The organism is Nonomuraea sp. NPDC048826 (genome assembly GCF_043198225.1).
Taxonomy (GTDB): domain Bacteria; phylum Actinomycetota; class Actinomycetes; order Streptosporangiales; family Streptosporangiaceae; genus Nonomuraea.
The window spans coordinates 459574-474234 of the sequence record NZ_JBICUQ010000001.1 but is presented as its reverse complement, the minus strand read 5'-3'; the positions used below and the strand labels follow the sequence as shown (position 1 = coordinate 474234).

The 14661-nt window shown below is 70.8% G+C and carries 14 protein-coding genes; 7 read left to right on the top strand and 7 right to left on the bottom strand.

Features of this window, described 5'->3' with window-relative positions:
- Nucleotides 1-69: 69 nt before the first annotated feature.
- From ACGFI7_RS02565 to ACGFI7_RS02550, 4 genes are all read left to right on the top strand, one after another.
- The gene (locus tag ACGFI7_RS02565; RefSeq protein ID WP_393398233.1) at nucleotides 70-927 is read left to right on the top strand and encodes a helix-turn-helix domain-containing protein; all 858 of its coding nucleotides are present in this window, start codon (nucleotides 70-72) and stop codon (nucleotides 925-927) included.
- Nucleotides 920-1123, top strand: a complete 204-nt coding sequence (locus tag ACGFI7_RS02560; protein WP_393398231.1) for a DUF397 domain-containing protein — start codon at nucleotides 920-922, stop codon at nucleotides 1121-1123. Before ACGFI7_RS02565 ends, ACGFI7_RS02560 begins: the two co-directional genes overlap by 8 nt.
- 193 nt (nucleotides 1124-1316) lie before the next feature.
- Nucleotides 1317-1601 (top strand): hypothetical protein, encoded by a 285-nt coding sequence (locus ACGFI7_RS02555; protein WP_393398229.1) that lies wholly within the window; start codon nucleotides 1317-1319, stop codon nucleotides 1599-1601.
- On the top strand, nucleotides 1598-2017 hold the full coding sequence (locus tag ACGFI7_RS02550) for a PIN domain-containing protein (RefSeq protein ID WP_393398227.1): 420 nt from the start codon (nucleotides 1598-1600) through the stop codon (nucleotides 2015-2017). Before ACGFI7_RS02555 ends, ACGFI7_RS02550 begins: the two co-directional genes overlap by 4 nt.
- Nucleotides 2018-2100: 83 nt before the next feature.
- Here the strand turns inward: ACGFI7_RS02550 and ACGFI7_RS02545 are convergent, their stop codons facing one another.
- Nucleotides 2101-2535, bottom strand: coding sequence for a CBS domain-containing protein (locus tag ACGFI7_RS02545; RefSeq protein WP_393398225.1), 435 nt, complete (start codon nucleotides 2533-2535; stop codon nucleotides 2101-2103).
- A gap of 123 nt (nucleotides 2536-2658) precedes the next feature.
- Here ACGFI7_RS02545 and ACGFI7_RS02540 point away from each other — a divergent pair, with 123 nt between their 5' ends.
- Nucleotides 2659-3642, top strand: a complete 984-nt coding sequence (locus ACGFI7_RS02540; protein ID WP_393398223.1) for a CapA family protein — start codon at nucleotides 2659-2661, stop codon at nucleotides 3640-3642.
- An 83-nt stretch (nucleotides 3643-3725) separates the two neighbouring features.
- On the opposite strand, the gene guaA is transcribed toward ACGFI7_RS02540, so the two are convergent.
- From guaA to ACGFI7_RS02520, 4 genes are read right to left on the bottom strand one after another with little or no spacing between them, the layout of a single operon-like run.
- Complete coding sequence (gene guaA, locus ACGFI7_RS02535; RefSeq protein WP_393398221.1) at nucleotides 3726-5273, bottom strand: glutamine-hydrolyzing GMP synthase; 1548 nt, start codon at nucleotides 5271-5273, stop codon at nucleotides 3726-3728.
- Between the two features lie 33 nt (nucleotides 5274-5306).
- Complete coding sequence (locus tag ACGFI7_RS02530; protein ID WP_393398219.1) at nucleotides 5307-6797, bottom strand: DUF885 family protein; 1491 nt, start codon at nucleotides 6795-6797, stop codon at nucleotides 5307-5309.
- A 24-nt stretch (nucleotides 6798-6821) separates the two neighbouring features.
- Nucleotides 6822-7568: an N-acetyltransferase gene (locus tag ACGFI7_RS02525; protein ID WP_393398217.1), complete on the bottom strand. Its 747-nt coding sequence runs from the start codon at nucleotides 7566-7568 to the stop codon at nucleotides 6822-6824.
- A gap of 12 nt (nucleotides 7569-7580) precedes the next feature.
- Nucleotides 7581-8054 carry an Lrp/AsnC family transcriptional regulator gene (locus tag ACGFI7_RS02520; RefSeq protein ID WP_393398215.1) on the bottom strand — a complete coding sequence of 158 codons (474 nt, stop codon included), beginning with the start codon at nucleotides 8052-8054 and terminating at the stop codon, nucleotides 7581-7583.
- A gap of 64 nt (nucleotides 8055-8118) precedes the next feature.
- Here ACGFI7_RS02520 and ACGFI7_RS02515 point away from each other — a divergent pair, with 64 nt between their 5' ends.
- Nucleotides 8119-9477 (top strand): pyridoxal phosphate-dependent decarboxylase family protein, encoded by a 1359-nt coding sequence (locus ACGFI7_RS02515; RefSeq protein WP_393398213.1) that lies wholly within the window; start codon nucleotides 8119-8121, stop codon nucleotides 9475-9477.
- On the opposite strand, the gene ACGFI7_RS02510 is transcribed toward ACGFI7_RS02515, so the two are convergent.
- Both ACGFI7_RS02510 and ACGFI7_RS02505 read right to left on the bottom strand, forming a co-directional pair.
- Nucleotides 9467-11143: an FAD-dependent oxidoreductase gene (locus ACGFI7_RS02510; protein ID WP_393398211.1), complete on the bottom strand. Its 1677-nt coding sequence runs from the start codon at nucleotides 11141-11143 to the stop codon at nucleotides 9467-9469. The genes ACGFI7_RS02515 and ACGFI7_RS02510 overlap by 11 nt on opposite strands.
- The gene (locus ACGFI7_RS02505) at nucleotides 11125-12627 is read right to left on the bottom strand and encodes a succinic semialdehyde dehydrogenase (RefSeq protein WP_393398209.1); all 1503 of its coding nucleotides are present in this window, start codon (nucleotides 12625-12627) and stop codon (nucleotides 11125-11127) included. Before ACGFI7_RS02505 ends, ACGFI7_RS02510 begins: the two co-directional genes overlap by 19 nt.
- A 74-nt stretch (nucleotides 12628-12701) precedes the next feature.
- On the opposite strand from ACGFI7_RS02505, the gene ACGFI7_RS02500 reads away from it, so the two are divergent.
- Entirely contained in the window at nucleotides 12702-14633 is a 1932-nt protein-coding gene (locus tag ACGFI7_RS02500) for a protein kinase (RefSeq protein WP_393398207.1), read from the top strand.
- Nucleotides 14634-14661: the final 28 nt, after the last annotated feature.

The window sequence follows — 14661 nt, the reverse complement described above, 5'->3', positions numbered from 1 at the left end:
ACAGTGCACGCGAGCATGACTTTGAGCAATCACCATCTACATCACGCAGCGAACTGAAATAGTTACTTCATGCAATCGAGTCACAGTCCAACCGTGAGACTGCGTCGTCTCGCTCGTGAGCTACGCACCATGCGGGAGGAGAAGGGACTGACTCCCGAAACCGCCGCCGCTCAACTCGGATGGCACCGCAGCAAGATCAGCCGAATCGAAACGGGCCGTACCAAAGCCAGCCTCTCGGATGTCGCCGCAGTCTGCGATCTGTACGGGGCCAGGTCAGACGTTCGCGCCATGCTGATTCAGTTGGCGAAGGAGGTTCGCAAGCGGGGTTGGTGGACCGCCTATGCCGACGTGTTCACCGGCTCCTACGTGGGCTTGGAGGATGAAGCATCGCGGATCTGCCAGTGGCAGGTGCAACTCGTTCCGGGGCTCTTGCAGACTGAAGACTATGCGCGCGTAGTGATCAAGGCCGGAAGACCTGAACCGCATGACCCTGAAGACATCCAGCGCCGCGTGATGGCGCGCATGGCACGGCGGACACTGCTCAGTCGTCCAGGTGCGCCAGAGTTGCATGCCGTGATGGACGAGAGCGTTCTCCATCGCCCCATCGCCGGTCGCGAGATGATGCGAGATCAGCTGGAAGCCATCCTGATCGCCGCTCGTCGGCCCAACATCACCATCCGCATCCTCCCCTACAGCGTCGGCGCGCACGCAGGGCTCGAAGGGGCCTTCTCTGTCCTATCCTTCGCCGAAGCGGTGGACCCAGATGTTGCCTACGTCGAAGGCACGGCCGGTGACATATATGTGGAGAGCTCGGAGCAGGTAGATCGCTATAAGATCGTATTCGGGCGCATATGGGATGTCGCCCTGTCGCCTGAGGAATCCCGGAAGCTCATCATCGACGTCAAGGAGCAGCTGACTCATGACTGACCTGGCGAACGCCGCGTGGCGTAAGAGCAGCCTGAGCGGAAGCGGGAACGACTGCGTCGAAGTGGCTGACAACCTTCCCGGCATCGTGGCCGTACGCGACAGCAAGGACCCTCAGGGGCCGGCACTGGTCTTCAATCCCAGCGAGTGGAGAGCATTCGTTTCCGGAGTAAAGGGCGGCGAGTTCGACCTGGCCTGACTAGCAGGTTCACCGCGTTCTCTTACGGTTCGGCTCGCCGATCTGATCGGCGGCTTTTGGGGAATGTCGCGGCGGCCCAGTCGGGCCTGATGCTGGTGTCACGGTAGGCGGCCTTGCCTCTCGGCAGACCCGCACACCATCGGTCACCGCCGATGACGCCAAAAGATCATAGGACGGTATTAGCATTGAGCCCATGAGCAGCCGGCCCAAGTCCAGCATCGCCGTCACCCTCGACCCCGACCTCATCGACTACGTGAAGAGCCGGGTCGGCGATGACGACGTCAAGTCCCTGTCGACCTACGTCAACGAAGCCCTCGCCGCGCGTGTTCGTGAGGAGCGCCGGCGCAAGGCACTCCTCGAGACCCATCTGACCCGCGCTCACGCGAGCGCCGACCACGCGCGTGTCGATCGCATGATGGCCCACGTCAAAAGGCAGCTCGCCGACAATCCCCGCTACTCCGATGGCGGCGGGCAGTGACCCTGCCGCCGCTCATCCTCGACACCGGCATCCTTGTCGAACTGGCCAGGGGCGACAACAACCTGATGGAGATGGTCGCCCGATTCGACGCAGAGGGCCGGCCGATGGTCCTCTCTGTCCTGGCCGTCGCGGGGGCCTCGGTGGATTCCGGATCCAAGGACGCGGCCGACCTGCTCCTGGGCATCGCCACCATGCAACAGATCACCGTCGCCGGCCTGCGGGAGCCAGATCACGGGATCGCGCTGGCGTCCGCGATCACTCGTACCGGTCTCGACTGGGGCGATGCTCACGTCGCCGCCATCGCCGACGCCTCCGTCTGCCCGGTGCTCACCTTGGACAAGAACCTTTGGGAGCGTGCGGTCCACGCCTTCGAGCAATCGCTGCACGTCATCGAGATCGCCGACCCTGGGGCGTAGCCGCCGAGGCGGAAGTCGTCCTGCAGACGGCGTCCCGGCCGCTGTTCGCGCGGCCGGGACGATGGCGGGCCCGCCCTGCTCCGTCAGGAGGGTGCGTAGATCCGGTGGACGAACTCCGCGAGCTTGTTGTCGGGGAGTTCCTTGGCCAGGTCGGCCTCGCTGACCATGCCCACGATCCGCTTGTTCTCGATCACGGGCAGCCGCTTGATCTGGTGCTTCTCCATCTTCTCCAGCGCTTCTTCGACGCTGCTGCCGGCCTCGACCCAGACCAGGCCGTGGGCCAGCTCGCTCGTCGTGGTGCGGTCGAGGTCCTTCCCTTCGGCGCAGCACTTCACCACGATGTCGCGGTCGGTGATGATGCCCTTGAGCCGGTCGTCGTCGCCGCAGATCGGCAGCGCGCCGACCGACAGGTCACGCATCATCTGCGTGGCCTTGCGCAGGCTGTCCTGCTCGCCGATGCACTCGGCCCCTTGGTGCATCACGTCCTGGACCCTCTTGCCGATTCCCGGTGTGCTCATCGCTTGCCTCCCCCGAGAAGGTCGCTGCTGCTTCACCTGACCCCCTACCCCCAGATGGTGGATCATTGCAGGTGAAACGGGGTTTTCCGGCGTTCAACCCGTCATCGGGGGCAGGGGAATCCCGTGGCTGTAACGCTCGCGCTCGCAGGTGACACGATGCTCGGCAGGGGCGTCGCGGACCGGCTGGCCGATTCCCACGCCCCGGACGCGTTCGTCTCGGACGGCGTCCGCGCATACCTGACCGAGGCCGACGCCATCGTGCTCAACCTGGAGTGCTGCGTCTCCGACCGTGGCAGTCCCTGGCCCGCGCCGGGCAAGGCCTTCCACTTCCGCGCCCCGCCGCAGGCCGCCGACCTGCTCGCCGAGCTCGGCGTCAGCTGTGTAACGCTGGCCAACAACCACGCGCTGGACTACGGCTACGACGCGCTGCTCGACACCCGGGCCCAGCTCGAACGCGTGGAGATCCGGGCGGCGGGTGCGGGCGCGACCCTGGAGCAGGCGCGCGCGCCGGTCGTCCTCGCCGTACGAGGGCTGCGTGTCGCCGTCGTCTCCGTGACCGACCACCCGGACGACTACGCGGCCACGCCCGACCGGCCCGGCGTCGCCCACGCCGACCTGCCCTCCGGGGTCCCGGGCTGGCTGATGGACACCGTGGCGAGGATGCATACGGAATCGGATGCGGTGCTGGTCAGCCCGCACTGGGGGCCCAACATGACAACAGGGCCGCTGCCGTACGTCCGCGTCGCGGCCACGATGCTGGCCGACGCCGGGGCGACGCTGATCGCCGGCCACTCCGCGCACGTCGCGCACGGGGTGGCACCGCCGATCCTGTACGACCTGGGCGACTTCATCGACGACTACGCGGTGGACCCGGATCTGCGCAACGACCTGTCGCTGCTGTTCCTGGTGACCGTCGACGAGCTCGGCCCGATACGGCTGCGCGCCGTACCGCTCAAGCTCGACTACTGCCGCACCGTCCTGGCGGAAGGCGCGGAGCGCTCCTGGCTCGTCCGGCGGTTCGTCCGGGCATGCGAGGCGCTCGGCACGGCGGCCTCCTGGGAGGACGACCTGCTCGTCGTGGACCTGCGCGCCAGGCGGGGAGGATGACCGCGATCAGAGGTGCTCGCCGACGAGGGGAACGAACCGACCGGCCCCGCCGCTTGGTGTACGACGTGACGAGGTCGCCGGGGTCACTCCCATTCGATGGTGCCCGGCGGCTTGCTGGTGACATCCAGCACCACGCGGTTCACCTCACGCACCTCGTTCGTGATCCGCGTGGAGATCCGCGACAGCACGTCATAAGGCACCCGCGACCAGTCCGCCGTCATGGCGTCCTCGGACGTCACCGGCCGCAGAACCACCGGATGCCCGTACGTACGACCATCCCCCTGCACCCCCACCGACCGAACATCGGCGAGCAGCACCACCGGGCACTGCCAGATCTCCCGGTCGAGCCCCGCCCGCGACAACTCCTCACGAGCGATCGCGTCGGCTTCACGCAGCAGATCGAGACGCTCACGGGTGACCTCACCCACGATCCGGATCCCCAGCCCCGGCCCCGGGAACGGCTGGCGCCACACCATCGCCGACGGCAGCCCCAGCTCCTCGCCGGCCCGCCGCACCTCGTCCTTGAAGAGGGTGCGGAGCGGCTCCACCAGCTTGAACTGCAGATCCTCCGGCAGCCCGCCCACGTTGTGATGGGACTTGATGTTGGCCGTCCCCGTACCCCCACCGGACTCCACCACATCCGGATAAAGCGTCCCCTGCACCAGGAAATCCACCGGACCGTCAGCCATGATGGCCCGCTGCTCGTCCTCGAAGACCCGGATGAACTCGCGGCCAATGATCTTGCGCTTCTCCTCAGGATCGGAGACCCCGTCGAGGGCCTTGAGGAACCGGTCGGAGGCGTCGACCACCCGCAGTCGCACGCCGGTGGCGGCCACGAAGTCGCGTTCGACCTGCTCGGCCTCGCCCTTGCGCAGCAGCCCGTGGTCGACGAAGACGCAGGTGAGCCGGTCGCCGATGGCCCGCTGCACGATCGCGGCGGCCACCGCCGAGTCGACCCCGCCGGACAGCGCGCAGATGGCACGCCCGTCGCCGACCTGACGACGCACCGCCTCCACCGAATCTTCGACGATGTTGAGCATGGTCCAGGTGGGACGGCAGCCCGCCGCGTCCAGGAAGTGTCTGAGCACCTGCTGGCCGTGCTCGCTGTGGAGCACCTCGGGGTGGAACTGCACCCCGTAGAGCCCGCGGCCGGGGTGCTCGAAGGCGGCGACCGGGGTCTCGCGGGTGGAGGCGGTCACCAGGAAGCCCTCGGGGGCGGCGGCGACGCTGTCGCCGTGGGACATCCAGACCTTCTGCGCCATGGGCAGGCCCGCGAAGATCACGCCTTCGTCGAGCACCTCCAGGGCGGTGCCGCCGTACTCGGCGACGCCCGTGCGGGCCACCTCGCCGCCCAGCGCCTGCGCCATCGCCTGGAAGCCGTAGCAGATGCCGAACGTCGGCACCCCGGTCTCGAACAGGCCGTGCGGCACGGCGGGGGCGTTGTCGGCGTAGACGGACGAGGGGCCGCCGGACAGGATGATCGCCTTGGGGTTCTTCGCCATCATCTCCGCGACCGGCATGGTCGACGGGACGATCTCGGAGTAGACGTGGCACTCGCGTACCCGCCTGGCGATGAGCTGCGCGTACTGCGCGCCGAAGTCGACCACCAGGACCGTGTCGAACTCAGACACCGAAAGGACCCCCCAAAGGCGAATGCGGTGGACTCAGTCTATCGACAGCAGACCGAGCGGCGGGGACCCGAGGTCCAGCAGGTGCTTGTGGAAGCGCTGGAGGGTGAAGCCGGCGCCCCACGCCTGCCTGGCCTGCTCGCGCAGGTCCATGATGGCCAGCTTGCCCCAGGTGTAGCGGCCGTACGTGGGATCGAACGTGGCTCGCCTGGCCTCGGCCATGGCGGCGGGGCCGGCCAGGTGGGTGTGTGAGGCGAACCGGGCGGCCGCGTCGTCCACCGTCATCGTGCCGGTGTGCACGCCGATCGCGCAGGCCAGGCGGGTGACGCGGATCAGCGCCTCCACCCAGACGCCGATCTCGAAGCGCGGGTCGCCGGACTCGAAGCCCTCTTCGACGCAGAGCTCCTCGGCGTAGTGCGCCCAGCCCTCGACGAACGACAGGGACACCAGCAGCCGCCGCACGTCGGACCGGGCCTGGCGCAGCGCGAGGCCGTGGGAGAAGTGGCCGGGGGCGACCTCGTGCACGTTGATCGCGGGCAGCGTGGTGTCGCTGAAGACCTCCAGCCACTCCTCGGTGTCCTGCTCCGGCCAGGACGGGTCGGGCGGGGTGACGTAGTACCAGGACGGGCCGTCGGGCTCGCCGGGGGCGTTCCACGACATCATGGCCATCGCCCAGCGGCGCGACTCGGGGGCGAGGCCGACCAGGCAGGTGCCGTCGTGGTAGGGCACGAGGTCCTTCTCGCGGGTGAACGCGATGGCCTTCTCGGTGCCGATCCTGGCCGCCTCGATCACCCCGTCGGCGTCGGGGTGCTGCTTGACCAGCTCGCGGACCACGTCGAGCGGCGGCCTGCCGCCCTGGCCGAGCCGGTCGCAGGCGTCGGCCAGGCGGGCGGTCAGCCGGTCGCGTTCGGCGTCGGCGCGCTCGGCCAGCCTGCCGAGGTCGACGTCCAGGCCCTCGGCGGAGCCCATGAGCCGGGCCAGCGCGGCGGCGCCGAGCGCGGCGTCGGGGGCGCCGTGCCCGGCGGCCCGCTCGATGTGGGCGACCAGGCGGGCGTGCGCCTCCAGGGCGGCCGGGTCGGTGACGCCGGCGGCCAGGCCCTTGACGGCGCCCAGCAGGGAGGCCGCCACGGGGGCGCTGACCTGGTCGAGCGAGGTGATCGCGTGCTCCACGGCCTCGGGCCAGCGCGCGAGGTGGGCGGCCTGGGCGGCGGTGCGGTGCTCCTCGGGGGCGTACTCGCGGTCGTAGCAGGCGAGCTCCAGGTTGGACAGGTGGATGAGGGGGTTCTTGCGGTGCAGTTCGAGTTCGCCGAGCTGGACGCGCAGGGCCTCCTCGAAGACCTGGAGGTGGCGGGCGTCGTGGGGGTCGCCGGGCAGGTCGCCGTCGCCGAGCCGGGCCAGGCCCGCGCGCACGCCCTCGGGTGACAGGTCCTGGACGGCGCCGTCGTACTCGTGCCGTCCGCCCGACTCGCGCGCTTCCGGGACCATCAGGTCGATGATGGCCCGCAATCTTGGCTGGAGTTCCGTCATGCCGGAAACGCTAACGCCTCATGGTCAGCAGAGCGGGTGGCGGACCCAGACGTTCGGCTCGACGTAGACGGCGAAGTCGTGCCAGGGCTCGACGAGGACGGGGGTGAGCGCGCCCGCCACCTCCACCGGGCCGGGCTTGTCGAAGGGCAGGCCGGTCCACGCGCGCCACTCGGCGAGCGTCCCGGCGATCGTCATCGAGCGCGGCGCCACCTTGACGATCTCGCCGCCGGCCCGTACGTGCACGCGCAGCCACGGGTCGTAGGGCAGCTCGTCGTCGTAGCGGGTGCGGGCGACGTACTCCGGCATGGGGGTGTACGGCTCCTCGTGCTTCCAGGAGGGCCGCACCGGCGCGACGAGTTCGGCGAACCCGAGGCGGGCGGCGTTGTCGCGCATGGCGGCCACCATGAGGGGCGAGACGCCCTGGCCGAGCAGGTCGCGGCGGACGGTGATCTCCAGCGCGGAGACCCGGTCGGGCCGTTCGCCGCGCTCGCGGGCCAGCCAGCCGCGCCTGATGACGCCGTCCCAGCCGTCGTCGGGCAGTTCGTCGCCCTTCATGGTGAACGGCATCATGCAGCCCCGTGCCGCCAGCCTGCCGGGCTCGGCGTCGTCGTCGGCCACCAGGACGTACTCGGGGTAGACCGTGTCGGCGATCGTGTAGAAGAAGTCGGCCAGCGGGTCCTTCATCATGAACTCCGGCCAGGCGTTGTCCATGTCCCACAGCGAGGCGGCGAACTCGGGGCGTTCGGCGAGCGTGGTGATCCGAAGGGCCATGCCCGGATATTTTCACATTTCGGCGGGCCGCTGGACGGGCTGGTGCTCGCTCTTGAAGATCAGCGTGGTCTGCAGATGGACGATCTCGGACCGTACGAGGAATCTCTCCAGGCAGAGCCGGTGCAGGTGTTCGGCGTCGGCCACGGCCACGTGCACCAGGAAGTCCTCGGCCCCGGCCACGTGGAAGAGCGTGATGGTCTCGGGCAGTGACAGGACGAAGGCGCGCAGCGGGTCGACGAGCTGGCTGGTGTGCGGGCGTACCCGGAGCGCGAGCAGCGCCTGCAGCGGGCGGCCCAGCCTGGCGATGTCGACCGAGGCGCGGAAGCCGGTGATCACTCCGCGCCGGCGCAGCGCGCGCACCCGTTCGAGCGCGGTGGAGGGTGCGACGCCGAGCCGTTCCGCGAGATCCTTGTTGGGCAGCCGGGCGTCCCTCTGCAACTCGGCAAGGATGGCCAGATCGATCGAATCCAGTTCGGCGTTATGCACGTATATCGCCCTCCGATTCGGCAAGACTAGCCGTACGCCGACGATGTCCTCACTATTTCGAGATATGTGGAACGTGGAAGAGTTCATCGAGTCGGCCGGCGTCACGGTCGAGGAGCTGTCCGCCTACGTGGCCGACAGCCAGCGGGGCGAGGCCCCCGTGCTCCGGCGCACTCCGCCGCGCGAGCTCGCGGACCGGCTGAGCCTGCGTGAGCTGATCGCCAAGGGCGGCATGACCCCGGCTTCGTACCGCGCGTTCCTGCGCGCCTACCTGGCCGAGGGCACCCGGCTGCACCACCCGGCGTTCCTGGCCCACCAGACCGCCTCCCCCGACTTCCCCGCCGCGCTGGCCGACTTCGTGCACGGCGCGATGAACAACCCGATGAACATCTACGAGATGGGCGCGTCGGCGGCCACCGTCGAGTTCGAGGTCCTGCGCTGGATGCTGGACAAGGTGGGCTTCCCGGCCGGCGGCGGGGTGCTGACGCACGGCGGCTCGCTGGCCAACCTGACCGCGATGCTGGCGGCCCGGGCGCGGGCGGTGCCGGAGGCGTGGGAGGAGGGCGTGCCGGGCGACTTGGTGATCCTGGCCCCGCCGTCGGCGCACTACTCGATCTCCCGGGCGGTCTCCATCCTCGGACTCGGGCAGCGGGCGATGGTGCCGCTGGAGACGGACGAGCTGGGCCGGATCGACCCGGCGCGGCTGCCCGACCTCTCAGGCCGGCGGGTGATGGCGCTGGTGGCGGCGGCCTGCGCCACCGGCACCGGGCTGCACGACGACCTGCGGGCGATCGGCGAGTGGTGCCGCGAGCGCGGGGTGTGGTTCCACGTGGACGGCGCGCACGGCGCCTCGGCGCTGCTGTCGGACCGGCACGCCCACCTGCTCGACGGCGTCGAGCTGGCCGACTCGGTGATCTGGGACGCGCACAAGATGCTGCGCACCTCGGCGCTGTCGGCCGCGGTGCTGGTGCGCAGGGAGAGCGACCTGGACGCGGCGTTCAAGCAGGAGGCCAGCTACCTGTTCTACGGCGAGGACCAGGGCTTCGACCAGATCCGCCGCACGGTCGAGTGCACCAAGGCCGAGCTGGGGCTGAAGGTGTTCCTCAACCTGGCCTGGCGGGGCGAGCGCGGCCTCGGCGACTACGTGGCCTCGCGGTACGACACCGCGCACCGGTTCTGGGAGCTGGCCCGCGAGCGGCGCGGGTTCACCCTCCCGTACGAGCCGGAGAGCAACATCGTGTGCTTCCGGTACGGCGACGGTGACCAGGTGGCGATCCGTGAGCGGCTGATGCGCGACGGCACCTTCTACCTCACCTCGACCGAGCTGGCCGGGGTCCGTCACCTGCGGATCACGGTGATGGCCCCGGCCACGGACGACGCCACGCTCGTCGCGTTGCTGGACGAGATCGAGGCGGTCAGCGGCTGATCAGCCGGAGCGCGGCGGGAGCCGTGGCCGGCACCGCCGGGGAACGCGGGGCCACGGGCGCGACCGTCCGGTAAGGGGAGCCCAGCGGCGGGCGCGCGTCGGGCTCGCCCGCGTTCGGCCAGAACGCCATGGCCCGCTCGGCCAGCGCCGTGATGGTCAGCGAGGGGTTCACGCCCAGGTTGGCGGCCACCGAGGAGCCGTCCACGACGTGCAGCCCGTCGTACCCGTAGAGCCGGTGGTACGGGTCGATCACGCCTTCGTCCGGTGAGGCGCCGATCGCGCAGCCGCCCAGGAAGTGCGCGGTCGCGGGGATGTCGAACAGATCGAGCCACGAGCCGCGCGGCTCGCCGCCGACCTCCTCGGCCCCGATCCGCACCGCCTCGTGCCCGGCCGGGATCCAGGTGGGGTTCGCCTCGCCGTGCCCCCGGGCCGAGCGCAGCCCGGACCGGCCGCGCCGTACCGTGATCGAGTTGTCCTTGACCTGCATGACCAGCGCGATCACCGAGCGCTCCGACCAGCCGCGCAGGTCGAGCAGCTTCAGCGCGCGCAGCGGCCGCCGGGCGGCCTCGGCGGCGAACGCCTTCCACCGGTTGCGTCCGCCGTCGATCAGCAACGTGCGCAGCAGGCCCATCGCGTTGGAGCCGTCGCCGTAGCGGACCGGCTCGATGTGCGTCTCCTCGTCCGGGTGGATCGAGGAGGTGATCGCCACCCCGGCGTTGAGCTTCCCGCCGCCGCGCGACAGCCGCTCGAAGCCGAGCAGGGCCTCGGAGTTGGTACGGGTGAGCGTGCCCAGCCGGGGCGAGATCCGGGGCAGCGTGCCGCCGTCGCGCAGCCGGTGGAGCAGCCGCTGGGTGCCCCAGGCGCCGGCCGCGAAGACGACCTGCCCGGCGGTGAAGACGCGGCGCTGCCGGGCCGAGCCGGTGCGCCGGGCGAGCACTTCGTACCCGCCCGACGGCAGCGGGCGGACCGAGGTGACCGTGCACTCGGCGTAGACCCGGGCGCCCGCCCGCTCGGCCAGATAGAGGTAGTTCTCGGTGAGCGTGTTCTTGGCGCCGTGGCGGCAGCCGGTCATGCACGCGCCGCACTCGACGCACCCGCGCCGCTCGGGGCCCGCGCCGCCGAAGTACGGGTCCGCGCCGTCGGGGCCGAAGTAGACGCCGACGGGGGCCAGGCGGAAGCTGTCTCCCACGCCCATCCGCTCGGCGATCTTCAGCATCACGTCGTCGGCCGCGGTGCGCGTCGGGTTGGTCGTCACCCCGAGCATCCGCTTGGCCTGGTCGTAGTAGGGCGCCAGCTCGCCCTTCCAATCGGTGATCGAGGCCCACTGCGGGTCGCGGTAGAACGGGTCGAGCGGCTCGTACAGCGTGTTGGCGTACACCAGCGACCCCCCGCCCACCCCGGCCCCGGCGAGCACCAGCACTCCGGTGCCCTTCTCGCCCCGGAGCAGGTGGATCCGCTGGATCCCCTTGCAGCCCAGCCACGGTGCCCACAGGAAGTCGCGCAGCCGCCAGGAGGTGGCGGGCAGCTCGGACCGTTCGAAGCGCCGCCCCGCCTCCAGCACCGCGACCCGGTAGCCCTTCTCCGCCAGCCGGAGCGCCGAGACGCTGCCGCCGAACCCGGAGCCGATGACGACGACGTCGAACCCGCTCACTTCACCCTCAGCCACTTCATCACCTTGAGCGTGGTGGACAGCACGTCCGCCCACGTCTCCTGGGAAAGGTCGAACGGCGGCTCCAGGCGCAGCCAGGACGCCTGCGTCGCCACGGTCTGCGCCTCGGTGTAGCGCAGCAGGCCCTCCGTGCCGTGCCTGCGCCCCAGGCCGGACGCCTTCATGCCGCCCATAGGGGCGTCGTAGGAAGCGTAGGCGGCGCCGTACCCCTCGTTGACGTTGACCGTGCCGGCCTTGATCCGGGCGGCGAGCGCGCGGCCGCGGGCGGTGTCGGAGGTCCAGACGGAGGCGTTCAGGCCGTAGGCGGTGTCGTTGGCCAGCTCGACCGCCTCGTCGTCGGTGGTGAACGGGTGGAGCGCCACCACCGGGCCGAACGTCTCCTCGCGGCAGAGCTCCATGTCCTCGGTCACCCCGGTGAGCACGGTCGGCTCGTGGAACAGCGGGCCGAGGTCGGGCCTGGCCTTGCCGCCCGCGAGCACAGTGGCGCCGCGGGCCACGGCGTCCTCGACGTGCCGGGTGACGGTCTCCAGTTGGTGGCGGTGGGTGAGCGAGCCCATCTGGACCGACCAGTCGCGGCCGGGGCCCAGCTTCATGTTGCGCACCTGCCGGGCGAAGCGGTCGGCGAACGCGTCGAACAGCGAGGCGTGCACGTACAGCCGCTCGATGGAGATGCACAGCTGGCCGGCGTTGGCGAAGCAGGCGCGGACCGCGCCCTGCACGGCCAGGTCCAGGTCGGCGTCGTCGAGGACCAGCATCGGGTTCTTGCCGCCGAGCTCCAGCGAGCAGCCGATGAGCCGCTTGGCCGCCTCCTCGGCGATCTTCCTGCCGCTGCGGGTGGAGCCGGTGAAGGCGACGTAGTCGGCGCCGTCGAGCAGCGCCTCGCCGATCTCGGCGGGGTCGCCGGGCACGACCTGCCAGAGGTCGCCCGGCATGCCCAGCTCCACCAGCAGGTCGACGGCCCAGCGGGTGGACAGGGTGGTCTGGGTGTCGGGCTTGTGCACGACCGCGTTGCCCGCCAGCAGCGCCGGCACGGCGTCGGTGACGCCCAGCGACAGCGGGTAGTTCCACGGCGAGATGAGCGCGACCACGCCCTTGGGCCGGCGCAGCTCGCTGACCCGGGTGGCGATCGGGAAGACGCCCTTGCGCCCCTGCGGGGCGAGCAGGCCGGGCGCCCGGCGGGCGTAGTAGAGCACGCAGCCCGCGACGTCCAGCACCTCCTCGAAGGCGTGCGAGCGGGCCTTGCCGGTCTCGTCCTGGAGCAGGTCCAGGATCTCCTCGCGCCGGTCCAGGATCGCGTCGTGCAGCCGCAGGAACGGTTTCACCCGCTCCTGCACGGGCCGGGCGGCCCACTCCTCCTGCGCCGCCCGCGCCTTCCGGTACGCCTCGCGCACGTCGTCCGCGCCGGCCAGGGCCAGTTCGGCGAGAGGTTCGCCGGTGAACGGGGCGATGATCTGCCGGGTGGTGCCGGCGGTCAGATGCATGCCAGAAGGATATTCGGGTTTGCTACCGACCGGTAGTTATCCTCAGCCGCCTCAGGGAGGCCAGAATTTTCCCTATGACCACCATCGCGCCCCTCCGCCCCGGCGACCCCCCGCGGCTCGGCGGTCTGGAGCTGTCCGGAAGGCTGGGAGCGGGCGGCCAGGGCGTCGTCTACCTCGCCACCGACCACTCGGGCGCCAGGGTGGCGGTCAAGTGGCTGCGCCCCGACCTGTCCGGCGACCAGACCAGCGTCGCCCGGTTCCTGCGCGAGGTCGAGGTGGCCCGGCAGGTGGCGCCGTTCTGCACGGCCGCCGTGCTCGGCACCGGGGTCGAGCACGACCGGCCCTACATCGTCAGCGAGTACGTCGAGGGCCGCCCGCTGTCGGCGACCGTCCAGGCCGACGGGCCGCGCACCGGCACGGCCCTGCACCGCCTGGCCATCGGCACCGCGACCGCGCTGGCCGCCATCCACCAGGCGGGCATCGTCCACCGCGACTTCAAGCCGGCCAACGTCCTGCTGGGCGCCGACGGGCCGCGGGTGATCGACTTCGGCATCGCCCGCGCGCTCGACGCCACCTCCACGATCAGCGCCTCGCTGGTCGGCACCCCGGCCTACATGGCCCCGGAACAGGTCGAAGGCCACCAGGTCGGCCCCGCGGCCGACATGTTCGCCTGGGCCGGCACGATGATCTACGCCGCCACCGGGAAGGCGCCCTTCGGCTCCGACACGGTGCCCGCGGTGATCAACCGGGTGCTCACCCAGACGCCCGACCTCACCGGTCTCGACGGCCCGCTGCGCGAGGTGGTGGCCGCCTGCCTCGACAAGGACCCGGCGCGGCGGCCCACGGCCGAAGAGGTGCTCATGCGCCTGCTGCGCCACCCGGGCGCCGCCTCGGGCATCCTGGCCCAGGGCTCCACCGCCTCGGCGCCCGCCCGGAAGCGCCGCAGGACGGCCCTGATCGCCGGGGCGGCCGTGGCGGGCGCGCTGCTGCTGGTCGCCGGCGTGCTGGTGGCCCGCCCGGGCGACGAAAGCCCGACGGCGTCGCGGTCCCAGGCTTCCGCGCGCGCCACCGCCGCCGGTCAGCCCACCGGACAGCCCACCGGGCAGCCGGCCGAGCAGCCCACCGTGCCGCCGACCGGCAGCCCGTCGGAGCTCCCCGGTGGCGCGATCACCGTGTTCGAGCATCCCGACGACCCCATCAGGCTCACCTCGTACGAGATCTACGACAAGAAGCGGAAAGAGTGGGTGCCCTACGCCAGGGAGTCGCTCGGCGGCGACTTCGTCAAGCACTCCGGCGCGCGGGAGGCGCTGGTCTCCCCCGACGGCCGCTACCTTGCGACCCGGGGCGACGACTACTCCGCCAACGACCGCGACCTCATCGAGATCGTCGACCGCCGCGACGGCGGCAGGAAGACCGTCGAAACCATCGGCTCGCCGCTGCAGGCCTCGATCGACGCCTGGACGCCCGACTCTGGCAAGATCCTGCTCAGCATCCAGAAAGGCGCGGGGCAGAAGGGGATGTACGTCGGATTCGTCATGGTGCACGCGGCCACCGGCCAGGTCGAGGTGGCCCGCACCGGCTCCGACGAGTACGAGAACACCTTCGGCTGGGACGACCGGCGTCAGGGCGTCGTCAACGAGGCCGGAACCAAGGGGCTGCGCTTCCTGGACGCCTCGGGGAAGGTCGTCCGCGAGCTGCGCTCGACGGGCGTCCTGGGGGCGGGCACCGACGCGCTGTTCAGCCCGTCGGGGAAGGCGCTGGTCACCGACTGCCTCGACAAGAAGCAGGGCGACCACTGCGTCTGGGACGCCCGGACCGGCGCGCTGAGCCACAGCTTCACCTCGCCCTGCGACAACTTGCTCGGCTGGTACGGCGAGCGCCACTTCTACTGCTGGATCGGCGACGACATCCGGGTCGCCGACTTCCGCGGCACGCTGGGGCGCACGCTCGTGCGGACGGCCTCGGAGGTGAGGATGGCTCCGATCTTCACCCCCGTACCCGCCTGAACCGGTCGCCCGCCTGATCCGTTGTGGG

Coding starts and splice junctions, on each gene's coding strand:
- ACGFI7_RS02505 (WP_393398209.1), bottom strand. CDS start 12,627: ATGCATCTGACCGCCGGCACCACCCGGCAGATCATCGCCCCGTTCACC.
- ACGFI7_RS02500 (WP_393398207.1), top strand. CDS start 12,702: ATGACCACCATCGCGCCCCTCCGCCCCGGCGACCCCCCGCGGCTCGGC.
- ACGFI7_RS02565 (WP_393398233.1), top strand. CDS start 70: ATGCAATCGAGTCACAGTCCAACCGTGAGACTGCGTCGTCTCGCTCGT.
- ACGFI7_RS02515 (WP_393398213.1), top strand. CDS start 8,119: ATGTGGAACGTGGAAGAGTTCATCGAGTCGGCCGGCGTCACGGTCGAG.
- ACGFI7_RS02530 (WP_393398219.1), bottom strand. CDS start 6,797: ATGACGGAACTCCAGCCAAGATTGCGGGCCATCATCGACCTGATGGTC.
- ACGFI7_RS02560 (WP_393398231.1), top strand. CDS start 920: ATGACTGACCTGGCGAACGCCGCGTGGCGTAAGAGCAGCCTGAGCGGA.
- ACGFI7_RS02555 (WP_393398229.1), top strand. CDS start 1,317: ATGAGCAGCCGGCCCAAGTCCAGCATCGCCGTCACCCTCGACCCCGAC.
- ACGFI7_RS02525 (WP_393398217.1), bottom strand. CDS start 7,568: ATGGCCCTTCGGATCACCACGCTCGCCGAACGCCCCGAGTTCGCCGCC.
- ACGFI7_RS02545 (WP_393398225.1), bottom strand. CDS start 2,535: ATGAGCACACCGGGAATCGGCAAGAGGGTCCAGGACGTGATGCACCAA.